The following is a 21,599-nucleotide window of genomic DNA, read 5'->3' as shown; positions in this document are numbered from 1 at the left end:
TTGCATTCTTATTTTTATTGGCAGGCACAGAAAGGCAGCAGATAGCCACTACTCAGTGCAATCTCTGTATAGCTTAAATCGGCGGGAGGGTTTGTAACTTAAGGTAAATGGCGGGGAACTGCTCTTCAGGCAGAGGGTGTCCTTTCAGACAAGTGATATCCCTTGTGGCGAGGGAGCTTGCTCCCGTTCGACTGCGAAGCAGTCGCAAACCTGGACAACCAGGTCTGTCTGAACTGATGCCGGGGGCGCTTCGCACCTAGCGGGAGCAAGCTCCCTCGCCACAATGAGTTCACTTCAGACGTAGGATTATGGCAATACGGTCCACAGCGCAAAACCGGCGTACCAGAGCACCGCCGCTCGCAGCAGCAATTCCCAGATCCGGTCGAGACTGTTGATGCCGTCCGGTCCGACCACCGGTGCAGGAATTTCACCGGCCACCAGCCCGACTTTCTCGATCAACCGTGCGGCGCTGATGTTCCAGTTCAGCAGTTCGTGCAGCATCACCCGGCTGACCGCGACAAAGTTGCCGACCAACGCGAAGCTGGCCGCCAGCAGACGCACCGGCACCCAATCGAACGCATGGCGCAGTTGTGTGGCGCGCTCGACGACCGCCAGGTTCTGCCCATGTTCTTCGGCAAGTGCCAGCAGTCGATAGCTCAGCGCCGCCACCGGGCCCAACAGGAAGTACCAGAAAATCACCGCAAAAAAGCTCTGGTAGGCCTCCCAGAGCAGATGCCCTTCAACCCGCTCCAGCAGTTGCTCGCCGCTGTCGGCGCAAATATCCAGGTCGCGTTTTGCCACGTGAGCGGCGGCTTGCAGGTCTTCCCGGCGCCAGGCATCGCGAAACGGCCCGAGACCGGCCAGCAAATCGCCGCGACCCAGGCTGTAGATGACCACCAGCAAATGCACCGGCAACGCCAACAGCCCGTAAGCGACCGGTTCCAGCACCACCAGCAGCAAACCCAGCAGCGCCACCGGCAGCAATACCAGAATCACCAATATCAACCACGGACGACTGACCAGGCGCGGGCTGACTTCCAGCTTGTGCAGCTCGCGCACCCAGCCGCCGTCACGTTGAACCCGATGGCGCAGGGCCGAGAATTTCTCGATCCACACCGCCAACAGCAACACCAGAAAACTCATTCTTTTTCCTCTTTAGCCAGGGCGGCGCGCCAAGGCGGTGCGATAACGTGCCCAGTCGAACGCCGGCCCCGGATCGGTCTTGCGCCCCGGTGCGATATCGCTATGCCCGCAGATGCGCTGTGCGGTGATGGCCGTGAAGGTGCTTTGCAGCTGTAAGGTCAGGGCCGTCAACGCATCATATTGAGCGTCGGTAAACGGTAGATCATCCGTGCCTTCGAGCTCGATGCCCACGGAAAAATCGTTACAGGTTTCCCGGCCATCGAAACATGACACCCCAGCATGCCAGGCACGCTCTAGACAGGAGACAAACTGAGTGACGGTGCCGTCACGCTCAATCAGAAAATGCGCGGACACCCGCAGGTCAGCGATCCCTTCAAAGTAGGGATGCTCTGTGACATCCAGCCGGTTCTGGAAAAATTCCTGCACCTTGCCGGTGGCGAACTGCGCCGGCGGCAGACTGATGTTGTGGATCACCAGCAGGGAAATTTCGCCCGTGGGGCGCGCATTGAAGTTGGGTGAAGGGCAGACATTCACGCCCTGGCACCAACCGCTCGCGGGGTCCAACTGCATACAGGTTCCTTCAACGTCGACTGTGTGGGCGCCCAGTATGCCGCGATAGCCCCTCGGCGCGCGATCACTTGCCGCGATTGAGACGCCGCAGGTTGCCGATCACCGATTCCAGAGCCCGGTCGAACAGCAAGGTGTCGTCCAGGGTTCGCACCGCGCCACGGCAAAAATCCAGGGCCAGGCCGGTACGGCTGCGCTCCAGCACTTTCATCCCGGTGCGATCGACGAAAATGTAGCTGCCCGTGGCCTCGATGATCGCAGCCAGTTTGCAGCGCAGGTTGTGATCCTCATCCTCCTGAAACTCGACCCAGCAGCCCACGTGCAGTTGATCGACCTGAATCAGGCCCGCATCATCCGTCGGTAAGTGTACCGAGGTCGACGCCACCGCCCCTTCGTCGGCGGTGCGCAGAACGATTTCATCTTGCACTTGCACCATCACCGGCGCATCGGCCTCGCGGCTCGTTGCAGGAGTTTGATCCGGGCGTTCGAACAATTGAACGTGCAGGCTTTCCAGTTCACTGAAAAACTCCCCGGTGGCGAACGGATCGAACGCCGCGCTGCTCAACCCGTCACGCAAGGATTTGAGCAACCCTGGCACCAGCGCCAACAGGCGCAGGCTCGCGTCAGGTTCGTCATGACGCTGCACGCTCCAGACCAGTTGTTCCATGGTTTGCACATCGGCATGCCATTCGTCAGACTGATCGCCATGCTTGAGGCAGGTCAGCAGCAGCACCTGGCTCCAGGCCTCCTGGACAAACGCCACCACCCGCTGCGGCAGAACCTTGCCCAACAGCACCTGGTTCAGCGCCTGTTCGACGCGCTGACGAGCCATTTCGGTTTTGGCGCGTCCTTCTTCAGCGTCGCGAGTGCGTTGTTCCAGCAGCTCGCTGCGACGACGCTCGTCGCTGGTAAACGCAAGAAAATCCGCCAACAGCTCGGAAAAAATGGCTGGATCATCGACAAAATCGCTCAACAAACGCTGAACGACTTGCTCGATACGCAGGTACAGACTGTCGCGCTGATGGTCATCGCATTCACCCCAACCCATGGCCGCAGCGGCGATTTCGTTGAGCAGACGGCGGGCCGGATGACTGCTGCGACTGAAGAAACTCTTGTCGAGCACAGCCACTTTGAGCATCGGGATCTGCAAGCGGCCGATCAGCGCCTTGAGAGAGTCCGGCAGGTTGCGGTCATCGAGGATGCATTCGAACAGCATGGCGATCAGGTTGATGACGTCTTCATCGGCCACGCCGACCACGCGCGACTTGCCGCTTTTGACGCTGACCCGGGTCAGCAATTGTTCAAGCTGGTTGCGCAGGTCGAAATCGTCCTGGGCGGCTGGCGTCGGTACGTATTGCTGCAAATGCGAGAGCAGGCGCAGCAGGTCGCGGGTGGAAATCGGCTGCGCCGTGGCACTGACCTCCAGCGTTGGCGCAACACTGCCGCGTACGTGGAACAGCAGCTCCTGCAGCGCCGCGAAAACTTCCTGCACGCCGTCGTCGATCGGCGTGCTACCGGCGTGGATACCGACTGCGGCGGGCTCGGCATTGACACTGGCCTCCGCGCGATCGGTCGCACGCCGCGCCGGCGCGGGCTTGAGGTCGGGCAATATGCCGGTGGCGATCAGCAACTGATTGGCTTCGGTGTAGAGCTGGTCGGTGTCGCTGAGCACATAGCGCTCGAAGAGCTTCAGGATGATCAGCTTGACCTTGATCTCCACCCCCAGATTACGCCCGGCCTGCATGAAGTATTCACACAGCATCGTCGGGCCCAGTGGGTTGTGCTGAGCCACCAGCTTCTTGCCCAGCAACATGCTGAGTCGGGCGGTCAGTTGATCGAGACCGAAACCGTCGCGGCTCAGCACCTTATTGACCATGGCCTCCACCGCCACGCTGCGCTCCAGGTCATCGCCGGAGTGCGCTGCCGAAGCGTCGAAGACCGGTGTCCGGGGCAAGGCAGACTGGGCAGAGTCATTGCGGGCGAGCCCGACAAACGCTTCAAGGAACTGTTCGAGAAAAACCCGCTCGATACTTTTACGCTTGAGGCGCAAGTCGCGCATGGCTTCGAAGAAGATGTTCTGCTCGACATCGTTTTGGGCGCGGTCAGCCATTTCGAACAGCGTGTCGTCGGCGTTATCGAACAGTTCCTGCAAACCCTGCCTGAGCTGTAGCGCGGCCTTGTCGCGAACCTGAAGCAGAATCACAGGCACACGGGCGAGCGGCGAAGGGGTCGCCAGATCGGTAGCCGCCTTGTGCAAAGGCACTACATTCCCGTCGTTGTGCATCCTGGCCTCCTTAAACGGTAATGCTTCGGTAGATCGTAGCGCCGGCCTCACAACCGCGCTCAACGGTGGACACTGCCCATCCGCTGTCATTCAATAATCGGGGATGCAAAGTTGCGTCAAAGCTATGACGTCAAATGCAAGGCGTATTATCTTGCAAAAGATGTCTCGTGTGCCAGCGGGCTCTGTGCATCTTATTGAAATAGACGTTTCAGATTGACCGCCGCTTAACGCCAAATACTCGAGTGAATCGACCAAATGCAGGTTTCAGAGCGATTGGAAATTCTCTCACGCCTTGGGTTGCCCCGCGCCATGGCCCTATAATCGGGCCACTTTGTTTGTGGAGTCCGTTATGCCGAATCTACGTCTCGCCGATTTGACCGCCGAAATCGAAGCCAACGTGCGCCGTGCGTTGCTCGAAGACATCGGCAGCGGCGACATCACCGCGCAACTGATCCCGGCCGAACGCCTGGCCAAAGCCACCATCATCACGCGCGACGCCGCCGTCATCGCCGGCACCGCCTGGGTCGATGCGGCGTTCCGACAACTGGACCCGCGAGTGGCTGTGCATTGGCAAGTTCGCGATGGCGAACGGGTGCAGCCCAATCAGGCACTGTTCCACCTCGAAGGCCCTGCGCGCTCGCTGCTGACAGGCGAACGCTGCGCACTGAATTTCCTGCAATTGCTGTCCGGCGTGGCCACGCGCGCGCAATACCTGGCGGATTTCGTTGCCGAGACCCAGGTGAAGCTGCTCGATACCCGTAAAACCCTGCCGGGTCTGCGTCTGGCGCAAAAGTATGCCGTGACCTGCGGCGGCTGCCACAACCACCGCATCGGCTTGTACGACGCCTTCCTGATCAAGGAAAACCACATCGCCGCCTGCGGTGGCATCCCTGAAGCGATCAACGCCGCGCACAGGATTGCCCCGGGCAAACCGGTGGAGATCGAAGTGGAAAGCCTGACAGAGCTGAAGGAAGCCCTGGCAGCCGGTGCCGATATCATCATGCTCGACGAGTTGAGCCTGGATGACATGCGCGAAGCCGTGCGTCTGAACGGCGGCAAGGCAAAACTGGAGGCTAGCGGCGGTATCAACGAAAGCACGCTGTTGCCGATCGCAGAAACCGGGGTGGATTACATTTCGATTGGCGCGATGACCAAGGATGTGAAGGCTGTCGATCTGTCGATGCGTTTAAGCCTCTGATTCAGAAATGTGGGAGCGGGCTTGCTCGCGAAAGCGGTGTGTCAGACGACAATTTAGTCGGTTGACACACCGCTTTCGCGAGCAAGCCCGCTCCCACAGGTGTTGCGCCGTTGATTTTGTCAGACCACCAGATTGTTCATCTCGCAGTACTCTTCCCACTCGACGCCCAATACCTCGGCCGCCTCCTTGTGCAGCACCAGGCGCGCGGCCTCGAATTCTTCCGGGCTCGAGGTGTACTTGAGCGTCAGTTCCCACGGCTGCAAGCCCTGGGCTTCCGCCTCATCCTCGAACGCCCACTGGATCTGGTCTTTCTGATCGTCGGCCGGCAGGTCCTTGATCTCTTCAGCTAATTGCGGCGACTCAAGCACGTACTTCTTCAGCGCTTCTTCGTGCCTGGCTTCCTGGGTCAATTCTTTAACGGTCATGTCGTTCTCGCTGATCGGGGGAATGGAAGATGGATGTGGATCATCAAGGATCTCTCTGACGCAGAAAAACCGTGTGAAGCCCGATTTGTCTGGCCTTCAGAACCATTCGTGGATCAATTGAAAACTGCAGGGTGGAGCTCGTGCAAGGTCCGAATATAGGACGTTTGGAAGACGATTTATATGGACCTTTACATCAAATCTACAAAAAAACTGTTGATAGGGTTTTCTGAAAATATTCCCTCAGCACCCAACCCTCAAAAAGGAAAAATCATAGCGATGTGCCATCCAGGCGCGTCACAAGGAATTCATCACAAGCGTGAAGTCAGCGATCAGGATCGTGCAATCGATCAGCTCAAACGTACCGTGAGGATCTGAGCAGAAAGATGAAATAACAGAGGGGGAATGGTGCCCGAGACAGGAATCGAACCTGCGACCTTCGCGTTACGAGTGCGCTGCTCTACCGGCTGAGCTACACGGGCGGTGAGCTAAACCTAGCACCGGGATGGGGGACGGGCAAATTCACAAATCGTCGCCCATTTTTGCAGACAAAAAAAAGCCCCGCAGTTTTCACTGCGGGGCATTTTTCAAAACGTTGAAGCGGTCAGGCGTGGGGGTACTTAAACGCCCGAAGCCTTGGCTGCTGCTACGTCTTTGATGGACAGCTTGATACGGCCGCGGTTGTCCACGTCCAGTACCAGCACTTCCACTTCCTGGCCTTCTTTCAGGATGTCGGTCACTTTCTCAACGCGAGCATCGCTCAGCATTGAGATGTGAACGAGACCGTCCTTGCCCGGCAGGATGTTGACGAATGCGCCGAAGTCGACGATGCGCTCAACCTTACCAACGTAGATCTTGCCGATTTCAGCTTCTGCGGTAATGCCCAGAACGCGCTGACGTGCTGCTTCAGCCGCTTCCTTGGTTTCGCCGAAGATCTTGATCGAGCCGTCGTCTTCGATGTCGATCGAAGCCTTGGTCTCTTCACAGATCGCACGAATGGTCGCGCCGCCTTTACCGATGACATCACGGATTTTGTCGGTGTCGATTTTCATCGCGATCATGGTCGGAGCGTTTTCCGACAATTCGGTACGCGACTGGCCAATGATCTGGTTCATCTGACCGAGGATGTTCAGGCGCGCTTCCAGGGCTTGGCCCAGAGCGATTTCCATGATCTCTTCGGTGATGCCTTTGATCTTGATGTCCATCTGCAGCGCGGTAACACCTTTGGCGGTACCGGCTACTTTGAAGTCCATGTCGCCGAGGTGGTCTTCGTCACCCAGGATGTCGGTCAGGATGGCGAACTTCTCGCCTTCTTTAACCAGACCCATGGCGATACCGGCAACCGGTGCCTTCATCGGTACACCAGCGTCCATCAGGGCCAGGGAAGCGCCGCAAACGGAAGCCATGGAGCTCGAACCGTTGGATTCGGTGATTTCCGAAACTACACGGATGGTGTACGGGAACACGTCGGCGGCAGGCAGCATGGCGGCGATCGAACGACGGGCCAGACGACCGTGACCGATTTCGCGACGACCAGCGCCACCCATGCGACCACATTCGCCTACCGAGAATGGAGGGAAGTTGTAGTGCAGCATGAACGGGTCTTTTTTCTCGCCTTCCAGGGTGTCCAGCAGTTGCGCGTCACGGGCGGTGCCCAGTGTTGCAACGACCAGCGCCTGGGTTTCGCCACGGGTGAACAGTGCCGAACCGTGGGTCTTTGGCAGAACGCCGACTTCGATGTTCAAAGGACGAACGGTCTTGGTGTCGCGGCCGTCAATACGTGGCTTGCCGTTTACGATGTTTTCGCGAACGGTGCGGTATTCGATTTCGCCGAAGGCCGCTTTGACTTCGCTGGAAGAAGGCTGGCCTTCTTCACCGGAGAGCTTGGCAACAACCTGATCCTTCAACTCACCCAGGCGAGCGTAACGGTCGGCCTTGATGGTGATGGTGTAAGCCTGGGAGATCGCTTCGCCGAATTCGGCACGGATAGCGCCCAGCAGAGCGGTGGCTTCTGGTTGTGGAGTCCAGGTCCAGGTCGGCTTGGCAGCTTCGGCAGCCAGTTCTTTAACCGCGTTGATCACAACCTGGAACTCGTCGTGAGCAAACAGTACCGCGCCCAGCATCTGGTCTTCGGTCAGCTCTTTGGCTTCCGATTCAACCATCAGCACGGCTTCCGACGTACCGGCAACGACCATGTCCAGGCTCGATGCTTTCTGTTGCTCGTAAGTCGGGTTCAGCAGGTAACCGGTGCTTTCGTGGAACGCAACGCGGGCAACGCCGATCGGGCCATCGAAAGGAATACCGGAGATGGCCAGGGCAGCCGAAGTACCGATCATCGCAGCGATGTCCGGATCGGTCTTCTTGCTGGTGGAAACGACGGTGCAGACAACCTGCACTTCGTTCATGAAGCCTTCAGGGAACAGCGGACGGATCGGACGGTCGATCAGTCGGGAAGTCAGGGTTTCTTTCTCGGAAGGACGGCCTTCGCGCTTGAAGAAACCGCCAGGGATCTTACCGGCAGCGTAAGTCTTTTCCTGGTAGTGAACGGACAGAGGGAAAAAGCCCTTGCCTGGATCGGCTTGCTTGGCACCGACTACGGTCACCAATACGCTGACGTCGTCGTCAACGGTGACCAATACTGCGCCGGAGGCCTGACGGGCGATACGGCCAGTCTCGAGGGTAACGGTCGACTGACCGAACTGGAATTTTTTGATTACCGGGTTCACGGTGTCCTACCTTCTTTTGTGGCTCTTGGGGAACTTGTCTTCTTGCGAAATTCTTGGGCAATGTCGGGAATCGGCCCAACGCCTGTCCAGGGTAAAACGTGTATCCAGATAAAACTTGAGGCTGGGAGCCTGCCATACGCCAGCGGGAAACCCACTGACGTACGACAGACAACCAACCTCTAGCGCAATCGCTTATTAGCGACGCAGACCCAGGCGACCGATCAGAGCCTGGTAACGGCCCAGATCCTTGCCTTTCAGGTAGTCCAGCAGCTTACGGCGCTGGTTTACCATGCGGATCAGACCACGACGGGAGTGGTGATCTTTACCGTTGGCCTTGAAGTGACCTTGCAGTTTGTTGATGTTGTGGGTCAGCAGTGCAACTTGCACTTCTGGCGAACCAGTGTCACCAACAGCTTGCTGGTAGTCAGCAACGATTTGAGCTTTTTCTTGAACGTCGAGAGCCATGAGGCAATCCTTTTATCAGGAAACTGTTTCAGAAAAACAGCTTCAACAGGCCAGGGACAAATCCCTGTATCTAAAAATGAGTAGTGACCGTGCCTGTTAACAGCCACCCTCGTCCGGTCATTCTGACCGAATCAGTCGACGCGGCGCGATGCGCCCGTCTTCGCTCACTTCACCGATACCGATGAAGCGACCGTTGTGATCCTGTACCCGTACCATGCCGAACTTCGGTGCATCCGGGGCTCGTACCGGTTGGCCGTTAAGCCAGTAGAACGAGCTGTGCTCCGAGAACTGCAACAGTGGCCAATCCAGCAGGCCGCTGTCCGATGGCATCAGGAAGCGGTCGACCGCTTCGTTGCCGCCTTCGGCATGTACCGCTTCGAGCTCTTCGAGCGTGACCGTCTGCGCCAGCGTGAAAGGCCCGGCCTGGGTACGTCGCAATTCAGCAACGTAAGCGCCACAACCGAGCTCTTCACCGATATCCTCCACCAGGGTGCGGATATAGGTGCCTTTGGTGCAGTCCACCGCAAGCCGCGCAGTATCACCTTCGAAGGCCAGCAATTCCAAGCGCGCAATAGTAACAGAACGCGGTTCGCGCTCCACTACTTCGCCTGCACGCGCCAGCTTGTACAGCGGCTGGCCATCACGCTTGAGTGCCGAGTACATCGGCGGTATCTGGCTGATTTGCCCACGAAATTTCGGCAGTACCGCTTCGACATCGGCGCGACCAACGGTCACCGGGCGTTCCTGCAAAACTTCGCCCTCGGCATCCGCCGTGGTGGTGGTTTTGCCCAGTTGCGCCAGTGTCTCGTAAGCCTTGTCGGAATCGAGCAAGTATTGCGAGAACTTGGTGGCCTCACCGAAGCACAACGGCAACACGCCAGTGGCCAGCGGATCGAGACTGCCGGTGTGCCCGGCCTTCTCGGCATTCAGCAACCAGCGAACCTTCTGCAGCGCCGCGTTGGAGGTGAACCCCAGCGGTTTGTCGAGCAGGATGATGCCGCTGACGTTACGACGGATACGTTTGACCTGAGCCACCGATTACTCCTTGGTGTCTTCGGCTTCGGCCGCAACCGGGTGCTGATTGTCTTCAGCCACCGCACGCTCGATCAGTGCCGACAGGTGCGCGCCACGCACGACGCTTTCGTCGTAGTGGAAGTGCAACTGCGGAACGCTGCGCAACTTCATTTCGCGAGCCAGCTGCATACGCAGGAAGCCGGCGGCGGAGTTGAGCACCTTGATGCTTTGTGCGATGTCTTCAGCGCTGTCCTGGCCCATCACGGTGATGAAGATCTTGGCGTGACCGACGTCACGGCTGACTTCAACAGCGGTAATGGTGACCAGGCCGACGCGCGGGTCTTTGACTTCACGACGGATCAGCTGTGCCAGCTCACGCTGCATCTGATCGCCGATACGTTGGGTACGGCTGTATTCTTTTGCCATGTCTTGTTACCTGTTACTGCCCCACGGTGAAACCCGAGGGGTCTGAAAGCGGCAAACGCCCGGCCTGACAAAAGCCAGACCGGGCGTTGCGTTTAGAGTCCTGACGCTGGGCCGCGCATCTGCATGCGGCGGCTCGACGTGGCCCTTGAAGTGCGCGAGTTAGAGGCTGCGAGCAACCTGAACCTTCTCGAAGACTTCGATCTTGTCACCGACTTTGACGTCGTTGTAGCTCTTCACGCCGATACCGCATTCCATGCCGGCACGTACTTCGGAAGCGTCATCCTTGAAGCGGCGCAGGGATTCCAGCTCGCCTTCGAAGATAACGATGTCTTCACGCAGTACACGGATTGGACGGTTACGGTGAACAACACCTTCGATAACCATGCAACCGGCGATCGCGCCAAACTTCGGCGAACGGAACACGTCACGGACTTCAGCGGTACCCAGGATGTTCTCGCGAACATCGCTGCCCAGCATACCGGTGAGGGCTTTCTTGACGTCTTCGATGATGTCGTAGATCACGTTGTAGTAACGCATATCCAGACCTTCCTGCTCGACGATCTTGCGAGCGCCGGCATCGGCACGCACGTTGAAGCCGAACAGTACAGCGTTGGAGGCCAGTGCCAGGTTGGCGTCGGACTCGGTGATACCACCGACACCGCCACCGACAACACGCACTTGCACTTCGTCGTTACCCAGGCCGTTCAAGGCACCGTTCAACGCTTCCAGCGAACCACGGACGTCGGATTTGAGGACGATGTTGAGCGTCTTCTTCTCTGCCTGGCCCATGTTTTCGAAGATGTTTTCCAGCTTGCCGGCGTGAGCACGGGCCAGCTTGACTTCGCGGAACTTGCCTTGACGGAACAGAGCCACTTCACGGGCTTTTTTCTCGTCCGACAGCACGCTCATCTCATCGCCAGCGTCCGGGGTACCGTCCAGGCCGAGGATCTCGACAGGGATGGAAGGACCGGCTTCCTTGATTGGCTTGCCATTCTCGTCGAGCATGGCACGTACACGGCCATAGTTCGAACCGACCAGCACCATGTCGCCTTGGCGCAGGGTACCGTCTTGAACCAGAACGGTAGCAACCGGGCCACGACCTTTGTCGAGACGCGATTCAACCACAACGCCACGACCTGGAGCCGATGGAGTCGCTTTCAATTCAAGCACTTCGGCTTGCAGCAGAACAGCTTCGAGCAACTCGTCCACGCCAGTACCGACTTTCGCCGAAACCGATACGAACGGGGTGTCGCCGCCCCACTCTTCCGAAGTCACGCCGTGAACCGACAGTTCGCTACGGATGCGATCGAGATCAGCGCCCGGCTTGTCGATTTTGTTCACGGCAACAACCAGTGGAACACCGGCAGCCTTGGCGTGCTGAACGGCTTCAATGGTCTGCGGCATCACGCCGTCGTCCGCTGCAACCACCAGGATCACAATGTCGGTCGCCTTGGCACCACGGGCACGCATTGCGGTAAACGCGGCGTGACCCGGGGTGTCGAGGAAGGTAACCATGCCGCGTTCGGTTTCAACGTGGTACGCGCCGATGTGCTGGGTGATACCGCCGGCTTCGCCTGCAGCTACCTTGGCACGACGGATGTAGTCGAGCAGCGAGGTTTTACCGTGGTCAACGTGGCCCATTACGGTCACAACCGGTGCACGGGAGAACGTCTCACCTTCAAACTTCAGGGACTCGGCCAGGGAATCTTCCAGGGCGGTGTCGCTGACCAGGGTCACTTTGTGGCCCAGTTCTTCGGCTACCAGCTGAGCAGTTTCCTGATCAAGCACCTGGTTGATGGTCGCTGGGGTACCCAGTTTGAACATGAACTTGATGATTTCAGCAGCCTTGACCGACATCTGATTGGCGAGATCGCCAACAGTGATGGTCTCGCCAATCTGCACATCACGCACGACAGGGCCGGTTGGGCTCTGGAAACCGTGGGCGTTGCGTTTCTTTAGCTTGGCCTTGCCGCGACCACCACGACGGAAACCATCGCTTTCTTCGTCGGTAGTACGTGGAGCAACGCGTGGAGCAGGCGCTTTCTCTTTGACCGAGGCACGATGCGGAGCGTTTTTACGCTCGCCGTCGCCACCACCGCTGCGACGATTGTTATCGTCGGCACGTGGTTTGTCCGGACGGCGCTGTTCGTTCTGCTTGTTGCGAACGTCAGCAGACGGAGCAGGCGCAGCTGCAACAACCGGCGCGCTTTCACGCACTGGCTCGGCAACGGCAACCGGCGCTGCAACAGCGTCGTTGGAAGCGGTTTGCGCAGCAGCAGGCTGGCGACGCGCATCTTCTTCGGAGCGACGCTTGGCTTCTTCTTCAGCCTTCTGACGAGCAGCATTTTCTACTGCGCGACGTTCGTCCAGTTCGCGTTTGCGCTCGGCTTCGATTTCTTCCGGGCTGCGCTGTACGAAAACTTTCTTCTTACGGACTTCAACACTGATGCTTTTGCTGCCAGCAACACGCAGGGTGCTGGTGGTTTTACGCTGCAGTGTGATCTTGCGTGGTTCTTCCACTTTCGCCTTGTGGCTGCTTTTCAAGTGAGTCAGCAAAGATTGCTTCTCACTGTCAGTCACATGTTCTTCGGCGGCGGTGTGCGGCAGACCTGCCTCACGCATCTGCTGCAACAGGCGCTCTACCGGTGTTTTGACCTCATCGGCCAGTTGTTTCACCGTGACTTGCGTCATGCACTTCTCTCCTCAGGCCGCGCCTAATTACTCGAACCAGTGGGCTCGGGCGGCCATGATCAACTTGCCGGCACGATCATCGTCAATGCCGTCGATGTCGAGCAGGTCGTCAATAGACTGCTCGGCCAGGTCTTCGCGGGTAATTACGCCGCGCACCGCCAGTTCCATCGCCAAATCCTTGTCCATACCCTCAAGCGAGAGCAGGTCTTCGGCCGGATGGGCGTCTGCCAGCTTTTCCTCAGTAGCGATGGCTTTGGTCAACAAACGATCCTTGGCACGAGCGCGAAGCTCGTTGACGGTTTCTTCGTCAAAGCCGTCGATGTTGAGCATTTCTTCCAACGGTACGTAGGCAATCTCTTCCAGGCTGGTGAAGCCTTCATCTACCAGCACCTGTGCCAGATCTTCGTCGACTTCCAGCTCGTCGATGAAGTTGCGCAGGATGTCGCCGGTTTCTGCTTGCTGCTTAGCCTGGATGTCCGATTCGGTCATCACGTTCAGGGTCCAGCCAGTCAATTGGCTAGCCAGACGCACGTTCTGACCACCGCGACCGATGGCCTGAGCCAGATTGTCTGCGCCAACGGCGATGTCCATTGCATGGGCATCTTCGTCAACGATAATTGCCGCAACCTCAGCCGGGGACATGGCATTGATTACGAACTGAGCCGGGTTGTCGTCCCACAGGACGATGTCCACACGCTCACCGCCCAACTCACCCGACACTGCCTGGACGCGCGAACCGCGCATACCGATGCAAGCGCCTTGCGGGTCGATGCGTTTGTCTTTGGAGCGGACCGCGATCTTGGCGCGCGAACCCGGGTCACGGGAGGCAGCCATTACTTCGATCAGGCCTTCAGCGATTTCCGGCACTTCGATGCGAAACAATTCGATCAGCATTTCCGGCGCAGTACGCGACAGGATCAGCTGCGGGCCGCGGTTCTCGGTGCGGATTTCCTTGAGCAGCGCACGCAGGCGCACGCCAACCCGGAAGGTTTCGCGAGAGATGATGTCTTCACGAGCCAGCAACGCTTCAGCGTTGTTGCCCAGGTCGACGATCACGTTGTCGCGGGTCACTTTCTTCACGGTGCCGGAGATGATTTCCCCCAGGCGCTCGCGATAGGCATCAACGACTTGAGCACGCTCGGCTTCGCGAACTTTCTGCACAATGACTTGCTTGGCAGTCTGTGCCGCGATACGGCCGAACTCGATGGATTCGATTTTTTCTTCGACTACATCGCCAACCTTGGCGCCAGGATGCGTTTCGGCAACCTTGCTCGGCCAGGTTTCGATGGCCGGATCGTCCAGGTCTGCTTCTTCGACAACCGTCCAGCGACGGAATGTCTCGTAAGCACCCGTGTGGCGATTGATTTCCACACGCAGATCGACTTCGTCCTCAAACCGCTTTTTGGTAGCGGTGGCCAGAGCCAGCTCCAGCGCTTCAAAAATTACGTTTGCCGGTACGCCCTTTTCATTGGATACCGACTCAACAACCAGCAGTACTTCTTTGCTCATCGTACGCCTCGCCTTTCGCAAGCCATTGGATCCGCGGGATCCGCGTCTCAGTCAAAACTGGGAATAATGTTGGCCTTGTCGATCATATCGATCGGCAACAGGAATTCATGGTCTTCAACCTGCACCACGATGTCCTGCTCTTCTACACCGCGCAGAAGGCCCTGAAAGTTGCGTCGTCCTTCAAAAGGCGAGCGCAACCTGATCTTCACTTGTTCACCGGCAAATTTTGCAAACTGCTCAATAGTGAACAGTGGGCGTTCCATGCCAGGCGAGGAAACTTCAAGGGTGTATTCAACGGCGATTGGATCTTCAACATCCAGGACACCGCTGATCTGACGGCTGACGATCGCGCAATCGTCCACCAGTACGCCGCCTTCTTTATCAATATAAACGCGCAACATTGAGTGGCGACCTTGAGCCGAGAACTCAATACCCCAGCATTCATAGCCTAGGGCCACGACCACCGGGGCCAACAAGGCCTGCAACTCTTCTAGCTTGCTCGACACCTGAACCCCCTCGTGCATGTATGTGCATGCTATGCAAAATAAAAAAATGGGCGAAACGCCCATCCTTGAAACGCCGTCGAACAGCGGCGTAGAAAGTGTCCAGCTAACAAAAAGCCCCTTAAAAGGGGCTCCTTAAACTGGTTGCGGGGGCCGGATTTGAACCGACGACCTTCGGGTTATGAGCCCGACGAGCTACCAGACTGCTCCACCCCGCGACAAAGCTGGGGCGGAAGTATACGACCGATCCTTGACAGGGTCAATGTAACCTTCCACCTACAAGAAAGCCCGCAACAGCGGGCTCTCCTGATAATTGGTACCGAGAAGGGGACTCGAACCCCTACACCCTATGGGCACAACCACCTCAAGGTTGCGTGTCTACCAATTCCACCACCTCGGCAATACTACGTTTGAAACCCTTCTTACTTTTGCTCTTGAGCTGGAGGTACGTCAGTCGCTGGGGTAGCCGACTTTTGCTCTTGAAGCACCGGGACATCATCAGAAGCCGGTTGTTGCTTTGGAACTTCCAACACTGCCGGGTTTGGCAAGCCTACTTGAGTCAGCTGGTGAGCCTTCTCTTTAGCAAAGTAACCTAACCCCAAGCTGGTTATGAAGAAACCGGCGGCAAGTATAGCAGTAAACTTACTAAGAAAGGTAGAGGAACCTTGGCTTCCGAACACAGTATTTGAAGCACCTGCTCCGAAAGACGCGCCAGCATCCGCACCTTTACCCTGCTGCAGCAATACCAGAGCAACTACGCCCAATGCACCCAGCAGATGAAAAACGACTACGACTGTTTCCAGCATTTTTTCAGTTTCCCGCGGCGCGACAAATCGCACCGAACTCATCTGCATTCAGGGAAGCTCCACCAATGAGCCCCCCATCGATATCCGGCATGCCGAACAGTTCGACCGCATTGGCCGCCTTCACGCTGCCGCCGTATAGAAGCCGCACACCTTGTGCGACCTCAGAATTCTCTGCCGCCAACTGAGCGCGAATGGCTGCGTGCACATCCTGCGCCTGTTGCGGCGAAGCAGTCAGCCCGGTGCCAATGGCCCAGACCGGCTCGTAAGCGATTACTGCCTTTGCAAAGACACCAACACCCAGCTCCTCAATGATACTGCCAAGCTGACGCCCGACAACCTCAAGAGTTTTTCCGGCCTCACGCTGCTCAAGGGTTTCCCCTATGCACAACACCGGAATCAAGCCAGATGCCTGCGCCGCTGCGAACTTGCGAATCAGCATACCGTCCTGCTCGCCCATTATCTGGCGGCGCTCGGAATGCCCGACAAGTACCAGGGAACAACCTGCATCCACCAACTGACTCGGCGCAACCTCACCGGTCAATGCACCTTGCCCGGATTCCACCGCAGAGTTCTGCGCGCCGACCGAAATCGACTTTCCTTTCAGGCCATCAATCACTTGATTGATATGCAGGCAAGGCGGGAATACCGCGACATCAACATCGCTCGGCAAGGCCAAATTACTTAAGCCGTTGATCAGCTCAGCGACGCTGGCGCGGGTACCGTGCATCTTCCAGTTACCAGCTACCATAGGGCGACGCATGCTGTACCTCGTCGGTCAAAGTGGGCGCAGATGTTACCCAACACAATCATGGCTGGCAAGCCGAATTCAGGCAGAAACTTCAGTAACCAGTTTTGCCAGCTCTTCGGCGTAGCCGCGAACCTGTATTTCGTCCTCGCCTTCGACCATGACGCGCACCAACGGCTCTGTGCCGGACTTGCGCAACAGCACGCGTCCACGACCCGCCATGGCTTTGGTCACGCGCTCACTGGCCTCTTTGACCGACGGATGATCCAGCGGGCTCGCGCCACCGCCGAAACGTACGTTGATCAGCACCTGAGGGCATTTACGCAATGCTTGACGGGATTGAGCCAGACCCTCGGAGCGACGCTTCAGCGCCATCAGCACCTGCAGTGCAGCAATAATTGCGTCACCCGTCGTGGTGTGATTGAAGCAGACGATATGCCCTGAGTTTTCACCACCTACGAGCCAGTTGCGCTCCAGCAGATCCGCGATCACATAACGGTCACCGACATTGGCACGCACAAACGGAATCGACAGATCCGCCAGGGCCAGTTCCAGCCCCAGGTTGCTCATCAATGTCCCGACCACACCGCCCTTCAACAGGTCACGCTCATGCAGGTCGCGAGCAATGATGAACAAAAGCTCGTCACCATCGACGACGGCGCCCGTGTGATCGACCATCAGAACCCGATCGCCATCACCGTCGAAGGCAATGCCCAGATCGGCGTGCTCGGCCAGCACGGCAGCCTGCAGCTGCCCCATATGGGTGGAACCGCAATTGTCATTGATGTTCAGCCCGTTAGGCTGCGCGGAAAGCACAACGACTTCGGCACCCAGTTCACGGAATACGCTAGGCGCCACTTTGTAGACCGCGCCATGAGCGCAATCGATCACGATCTTCAGGCCCGAAAAGCTGGTGCCGGTCGGCACGCTGCTCTTACAGAATTCAATGTAACGGCCCGAGGCGTCGTTGATTCGCGAGACCTTGCCGATCTTGCTCGACTCAACCACGGTCATCGGGGTGTCGAGCAATTCTTCGATCATATGCTCGACTTCATCCGGCAGCTTGGTGCCCTTTCCGGAGAAAAACTTGATGCCGTTATCGTCGTGAGGATTGTGCGAGGCACTGATCACGATCCCGGCTTCGGCATGGAACGTACGCGTCAGATAAGCGATGGCCGGGGTCGGCATCGGACCCAGGAGCATCACGTCGGCACCCGCCGAAGTCAGCCCGGCCTCGAGCGCCGATTCGAACATGTACCCGGATATCCGGGTGTCCTTGCCCACCAGCACCTTGCAGGCGCCCATTTTGCGGAACGCCATGCCCGCAGCCCAACCGAGCTTGAGCATGAATTCAGGAGTAATCGGATATTCGCCGACCCGACCACGAATCCCGTCGGTGCCAAAGTATTTTTTAGTCATAAGTACTCCATCATTCTTATTCGGCTGATTCCACAGCGGCGATCATTCGCACCACATCGACGGTTTCGGCCACATCATGGACGCGCAATATACGCGCACCCTTGAATGAAGCCAGCGCCGCGAGTGCCAAACCGCCATGCAGTCGCTCTCCGACCGGGCGATTCAACGCCTGACCTATCATGCTCTTTCGCGAAACCCCAACCAACAGGGGCCGCCCGAAGATATGCAGGGCTTCCATATGTTTGAACAAACTCAGGTTGTGCTGCAAGGTTTTGGCGAAGCCGAAACCCGGATCCAGGATGATCCGCTCAGCCGGAATTCCGGCCAATGCACACTGCGCCATGCGCCCGGCGAGAAACTCGCCCACCTCTTTGGTCACGTCCTGATAATGCGGATTGTCCTGCATGTCGCCCGGCTCGCCGAGCATATGCATCAGACAGACCGGCAAACCGGTGTCTGCCGCTGCGTCCAACGCGCCTTCACGGCGCAACGCGCGGACGTCATTGATCAAACCTGCTCCCAGCCGCGCGGTTTCGCGCATGACGGCTGGCGTAGAGGTATCGACCGAGATAATCACATCCAGCTCGCGATTGATGCGCTCAACGATCGGCGCTACGCGTTCCAGCTCTTCGAGGGGTGAAACCGCCCTGGCACCAGGCCGTGTCGATTCGCCGCCAACATCAATCAGCGTCGCGCCAGCCAGCACCATGGCTTCGGCGTGGCGCAAGGCCGCATCGAGCTGACTGTATTGGCCGCCGTCGGAGAAGGAATCGGGAGTGACATTGAGAATGCCCATGACATGCGTCTGGGCCAAATCAAGAACCCGGTTGCCGCAAGGCAACCGGGTCGAGGACTGAACAGAAGTCATTTCAAACCTTAAACGTCAGCAGCAGGACCGCCGATCGGTGTTTCCGGACGCGGATCCTGCACTGCCGGAGGTGTTCCGGAAGTACCGGTGCCACCCGACCAGTCACGAGGTTCGCGAGGCGTACGACCCGCCATGATGTCGTCGATCTGATCGGCATCGATCGTTTCATACTTCATCAGGGCATCAGCCATGGCGTCGAGCTTGTCACGGTTATCCGTGAGGATCTGCTTGGCCGTGCCGTAGCACTGGTCAATGATGCTGCGTACTTCGGAGTCGATCAGCTTGGCTGTCTCGCCGGAGAAGCTTGCACTCTGACCACCGCCGCCGCGACCGAGGAACACTTCACCCTCTTCTTCGGCGTACATCAACGGACCGAGCTTTTCCGACAGGCCCCACTTGGTCACCATGTTCCGTGCAATCTGACTGGCACGCATGATGTCGTTGGACGCACCGGTGGTCACACCGTCGAAGCCAAGGGTCATTTCTTCAGCGATACGGCCACCGTACAGCGAGCAGATCTGGCTGATCAGTGCGCGCTTGGACAGGCTGTAGCGATCTTCTTCCGGCAGGAACATGGTCACACCCAGTGCACGACCACGCGGGATGATCGACACCTTGTAGACCGGATCATGCTCAGGCACGACGCGACCGACAATGGCGTGACCTGCTTCGTGGTAAGCGGTGTTCTGCTTCTCTTTCTCGGACATGACCATGGATTTGCGCTCGGCGCCCATCATGATCTTGTCTTTGGCCAGCTCGAACTCTTTCATTTCGACGATGCGCTTGCCGGTACGGGCAGCGAACAACGATGCTTCGTTCACCAGGTTGGCAAGGTCGGCACCGGAGAAGCCAGGTGTACCACGTGCGATGACCGCAGGAGCGACATCGTCGCCCATCGGCACTTTGCGCATGTGGACCTTGAGAATTTGCTCACGACCACGGATATCCGGCAGACCGACCACGACCTGACGGTCGAAACGGCCTGGACGCAGCAACGCAGGGTCCAGCACGTCTGGCCGGTTGGTTGCGGCGATGACGATGATGCCGTCATTCATTTCGAAGCCGTCCATCTCTACCAGCAACTGGTTGAGGGTCTGTTCGCGCTCGTCGTGACCGCCGCCCATACCGGCGCCACGGTGGCGACCGACGGCGTCGATTTCATCGATGAAGATGATGCATGGCGCGTGCTTCTTGGCCTGTTCGAACATATCGCGAACACGGCTGGCACCAACGCCGACGAACATTTCGACGAAATCGGAACCGGAAATGGTGAAGAACGGCACCTTGGCTTCGCCGGCAATCGCCTTGGCCAGCAAGGTTTTACCGGTACCCGGAGGACCGACCATCAGCACGCCGCGAGGAATTCGACCGCCCAGGCGCTGGAACTTGCCCGGATCACGGAGGAACTCGACCAGTTCGCCGACTTCTTCCTTGGCTTCGTCGCAACCGGCAACGTCAGCCAGGGTGGTTTTCACCTGATCTTCGGACAGCAGGCGCGCCTTGCTCTTGCCGAAACTCATCGGCCCGCCCTTGCCTCCGGCACCGCCCTGCATCTGCCGCATGAAAAACATGAAGACGGCGATGATCACCAGGATCGGGAAGCTCGCGACCAGGAGCTGAGTCCAGATGCTTTGCTGCTCAGGCTGCTTGCCTTCGACTACCACGTGGTTGTCCACGAGGTCGCCGATCAGACCGTTGTCCTGGATAGCGGGACGGATGGTCTTGAAGCTGTCGCCATCGTTGCGCTTACCGGTAATCACATAGCCATCAACGGCTACGCGCTCGACCTTGCCATCCTTGACCTGCTGGATGAAGTCGGAATAGTTGAGGGTCTGCGGCTCGTTAGGGCTGGAGAAGTTGTTCATCACTGTCACCAGGACAGCCGCGATGATCAACCACAGGATCAGATTCTTTGCCATATCGTTCAATTAACTACCCTCTGAAGCAAGCTCCGCTAATGGCGCGCGCTTCGCATGATATTCACCGGCCTAACTTACTACATTACGTACGGCTCTGGCAGGCGCCGTCTGTAACCCTTTGTGAAACACTTTCTACACAATATTCGCTATTTCCCACAGGGCGAAATACGAAAATCCTATCGACCCGCAAAAAAGCCTCGATTTACTCACTACGGCCGCGGTAGCCCCAAGCCAGCATGTATTGCTCGCGGGAACTGCCACGGGAAGAGTCCGGCTTGATCATCTGGACCTTGTCGAATTTCTGACGAGCGTCCTTCACGTAAGCATCAAACCCTTCGCCCTGAAACACCTTGATCACGAAATTACCACCCGGCTTGAGTATCCGAGCCGCCAGATCAAGAGCCAGCTCACATAGAAACATGGCTTTTGGCATGTCCACCTCAGGCGTACCACTCATATTGGGGGCCATATCGGAAATCACAAGGTCCACCTGCGAATTACCCACGGCTTCAAGGATCTGAGCGAGCACTTCGTCCTGGGTGAAGTCACCCTGGATGAAAGTCACGTCCGGAATGCTGTCCATTTCCAGGATGTCCGAGGCGATCAGACGCCCCTGACCACCGATCAGCCGACTAGTGACCTGCGACCAGCCGCCGGGCGCCGCACCCAGGTCGACAACACTCATACCCGGACGGATCAGCTTGTATTTCTCCTGGACCTCCAGAAGCTTGTAACTCGCACGCGAGCGGTAACCATCCTTCTGCGCCTGCTTCACATAGGGATCATTGACATGTCTTTTCAGCCAACCAAGGCTTGTCTTGGAACGCGCCATTGGGCACCTCGATGTTAAGGGTCGTGATTAATTGGGCGGATCCACGAACCCTCGGGTAAAAT

19 protein-coding genes and 3 tRNA genes are annotated in these 21,599 nt (G+C 57.8%); 2 read left to right on the top strand and 20 right to left on the bottom strand.

Translation table 11 applies throughout. From position 1 onward, the window contains the following. Positions 1–306 precede the first annotated feature (306 nt). The 3 genes from ampE to ACA073_RS03910 all read right to left on the bottom strand — a co-directional run bounded on the left by ampE (position 307) and on the right by ACA073_RS03910 (position 3,994). Positions 307–1,143: a regulatory signaling modulator protein AmpE gene (gene ampE / locus ACA073_RS03920; protein WP_497401780.1), complete on the bottom strand. Its 837-nt coding sequence runs from the start codon at positions 1,141–1,143 to the stop codon at positions 307–309. Positions 1,144–1,155: 12 nt separating this feature from the next. Beyond that, on the bottom strand, positions 1,156–1,713 hold the full coding sequence (gene ampD, locus ACA073_RS03915) for a 1,6-anhydro-N-acetylmuramyl-L-alanine amidase AmpD (RefSeq protein ID WP_461951920.1): 558 nt from the start codon (positions 1,711–1,713) through the stop codon (positions 1,156–1,158). A 64-nt stretch (positions 1,714–1,777) separates the two neighbouring features. Further along, positions 1,778–3,994: a DUF1631 domain-containing protein gene (locus ACA073_RS03910; protein ID WP_497401777.1), complete on the bottom strand. Its 2,217-nt coding sequence runs from the start codon at positions 3,992–3,994 to the stop codon at positions 1,778–1,780. A 349-nt stretch (positions 3,995–4,343) separates the two neighbouring features. Between ACA073_RS03910 and nadC the strand changes: the two genes are divergently transcribed. Further along, the gene (nadC, locus tag ACA073_RS03905) at positions 4,344–5,192 is read left to right on the top strand and encodes a carboxylating nicotinate-nucleotide diphosphorylase (RefSeq protein ID WP_497401775.1); all 849 of its coding nucleotides are present in this window, start codon (positions 4,344–4,346) and stop codon (positions 5,190–5,192) included. A 119-nt stretch (positions 5,193–5,311) separates the two neighbouring features. Here nadC and ACA073_RS03900 read toward each other — a convergent pair whose 3' ends face one another. Continuing rightward, the gene (locus ACA073_RS03900; RefSeq protein ID WP_280162907.1) at positions 5,312–5,617 is read right to left on the bottom strand and encodes a DUF6388 family protein; all 306 of its coding nucleotides are present in this window, start codon (positions 5,615–5,617) and stop codon (positions 5,312–5,314) included. A 180-nt stretch (positions 5,618–5,797) separates the two neighbouring features. Here ACA073_RS03900 and ACA073_RS03895 point away from each other — a divergent pair, with 180 nt between their 5' ends. Next, the gene (locus tag ACA073_RS03895; RefSeq protein WP_497401773.1) at positions 5,798–5,992 is read left to right on the top strand and encodes a hypothetical protein; all 195 of its coding nucleotides are present in this window, start codon (positions 5,798–5,800) and stop codon (positions 5,990–5,992) included. 28 nt (positions 5,993–6,020) lie between these two features. Here ACA073_RS03895 and ACA073_RS03890 read toward each other — a convergent pair. From ACA073_RS03890 to rlmE, 16 genes are all read right to left on the bottom strand, one after another. Further along, a tRNA-Thr gene (locus ACA073_RS03890) sits at positions 6,021–6,096 on the bottom strand. Positions 6,097–6,234: 138 nt separating this feature from the next. Next, a complete protein-coding gene (pnp, locus tag ACA073_RS03885; protein WP_497401771.1) occupies positions 6,235–8,340 on the bottom strand; it encodes a polyribonucleotide nucleotidyltransferase in 2,106 nt (701 codons plus the stop codon). Positions 8,341–8,535: 195 nt separating this feature from the next. After that, on the bottom strand, positions 8,536–8,805 hold the full coding sequence (gene rpsO, locus ACA073_RS03880) for a 30S ribosomal protein S15 (RefSeq protein WP_003176135.1): 270 nt from the start codon (positions 8,803–8,805) through the stop codon (positions 8,536–8,538). Between the two features lie 117 nt (positions 8,806–8,922). Continuing rightward, on the bottom strand, positions 8,923–9,840 hold the full coding sequence (gene truB / locus ACA073_RS03875; protein ID WP_497401769.1) for a tRNA pseudouridine(55) synthase TruB: 918 nt from the start codon (positions 9,838–9,840) through the stop codon (positions 8,923–8,925). 3 nt (positions 9,841–9,843) lie between these two features. Next, a complete protein-coding gene (rbfA, locus tag ACA073_RS03870; protein WP_034148332.1) occupies positions 9,844–10,245 on the bottom strand; it encodes a 30S ribosome-binding factor RbfA in 402 nt (133 codons plus the stop codon). Positions 10,246–10,404: 159 nt separating this feature from the next. Next, entirely contained in the window at positions 10,405–12,936 is a 2,532-nt protein-coding gene (gene infB, locus ACA073_RS03865; protein WP_497401767.1) for a translation initiation factor IF-2, read from the bottom strand. A gap of 27 nt (positions 12,937–12,963) precedes the next feature. Beyond that, positions 12,964–14,445 (bottom strand): transcription termination factor NusA, encoded by a 1,482-nt coding sequence (gene nusA, locus ACA073_RS03860; RefSeq protein ID WP_007900474.1) that lies wholly within the window; start codon positions 14,443–14,445, stop codon positions 12,964–12,966. Positions 14,446–14,492: 47 nt separating this feature from the next. After that, positions 14,493–14,951: a ribosome maturation factor RimP gene (gene rimP, locus ACA073_RS03855; protein ID WP_497401765.1), complete on the bottom strand. Its 459-nt coding sequence runs from the start codon at positions 14,949–14,951 to the stop codon at positions 14,493–14,495. A 138-nt stretch (positions 14,952–15,089) separates the two neighbouring features. Beyond that, positions 15,090–15,166: transfer RNA gene (locus ACA073_RS03850), tRNA-Met, on the bottom strand. 96 nt (positions 15,167–15,262) lie between these two features. Beyond that, positions 15,263–15,348, bottom strand: a tRNA-Leu gene (locus tag ACA073_RS03845). Positions 15,349–15,370: 22 nt separating this feature from the next. Beyond that, on the bottom strand, positions 15,371–15,754 hold the full coding sequence (gene secG, locus ACA073_RS03840) for a preprotein translocase subunit SecG (RefSeq protein WP_017336473.1): 384 nt from the start codon (positions 15,752–15,754) through the stop codon (positions 15,371–15,373). Between the two features lie 4 nt (positions 15,755–15,758). Beyond that, the gene (gene tpiA, locus ACA073_RS03835; RefSeq protein ID WP_497401763.1) at positions 15,759–16,514 is read right to left on the bottom strand and encodes a triose-phosphate isomerase; all 756 of its coding nucleotides are present in this window, start codon (positions 16,512–16,514) and stop codon (positions 15,759–15,761) included. A 66-nt stretch (positions 16,515–16,580) separates the two neighbouring features. Then, positions 16,581–17,918, bottom strand: coding sequence for a phosphoglucosamine mutase (gene glmM / locus ACA073_RS03830; protein ID WP_497401761.1), 1,338 nt, complete (start codon positions 17,916–17,918; stop codon positions 16,581–16,583). A gap of 16 nt (positions 17,919–17,934) precedes the next feature. Then, entirely contained in the window at positions 17,935–18,786 is an 852-nt protein-coding gene (gene folP / locus ACA073_RS03825) for a dihydropteroate synthase (protein ID WP_497401759.1), read from the bottom strand. Positions 18,787–18,794: 8 nt separating this feature from the next. Continuing rightward, positions 18,795–20,705, bottom strand: coding sequence for an ATP-dependent zinc metalloprotease FtsH (ftsH, locus tag ACA073_RS03820; protein ID WP_017336469.1), 1,911 nt, complete (start codon positions 20,703–20,705; stop codon positions 18,795–18,797). A 202-nt stretch (positions 20,706–20,907) separates the two neighbouring features. Next, on the bottom strand, positions 20,908–21,537 hold the full coding sequence (gene rlmE, locus ACA073_RS03815; RefSeq protein ID WP_007900501.1) for a 23S rRNA (uridine(2552)-2'-O)-methyltransferase RlmE: 630 nt from the start codon (positions 21,535–21,537) through the stop codon (positions 20,908–20,910). Positions 21,538–21,599 lie beyond the last annotated feature (62 nt).

It is taken from the genome of Pseudomonas sp. LBUM1670 (assembly GCF_059695695.1).
The sequence above is the reverse complement of the archived record's forward strand: the minus strand, read 5'-3'. Positions and strand labels throughout refer to the sequence as shown.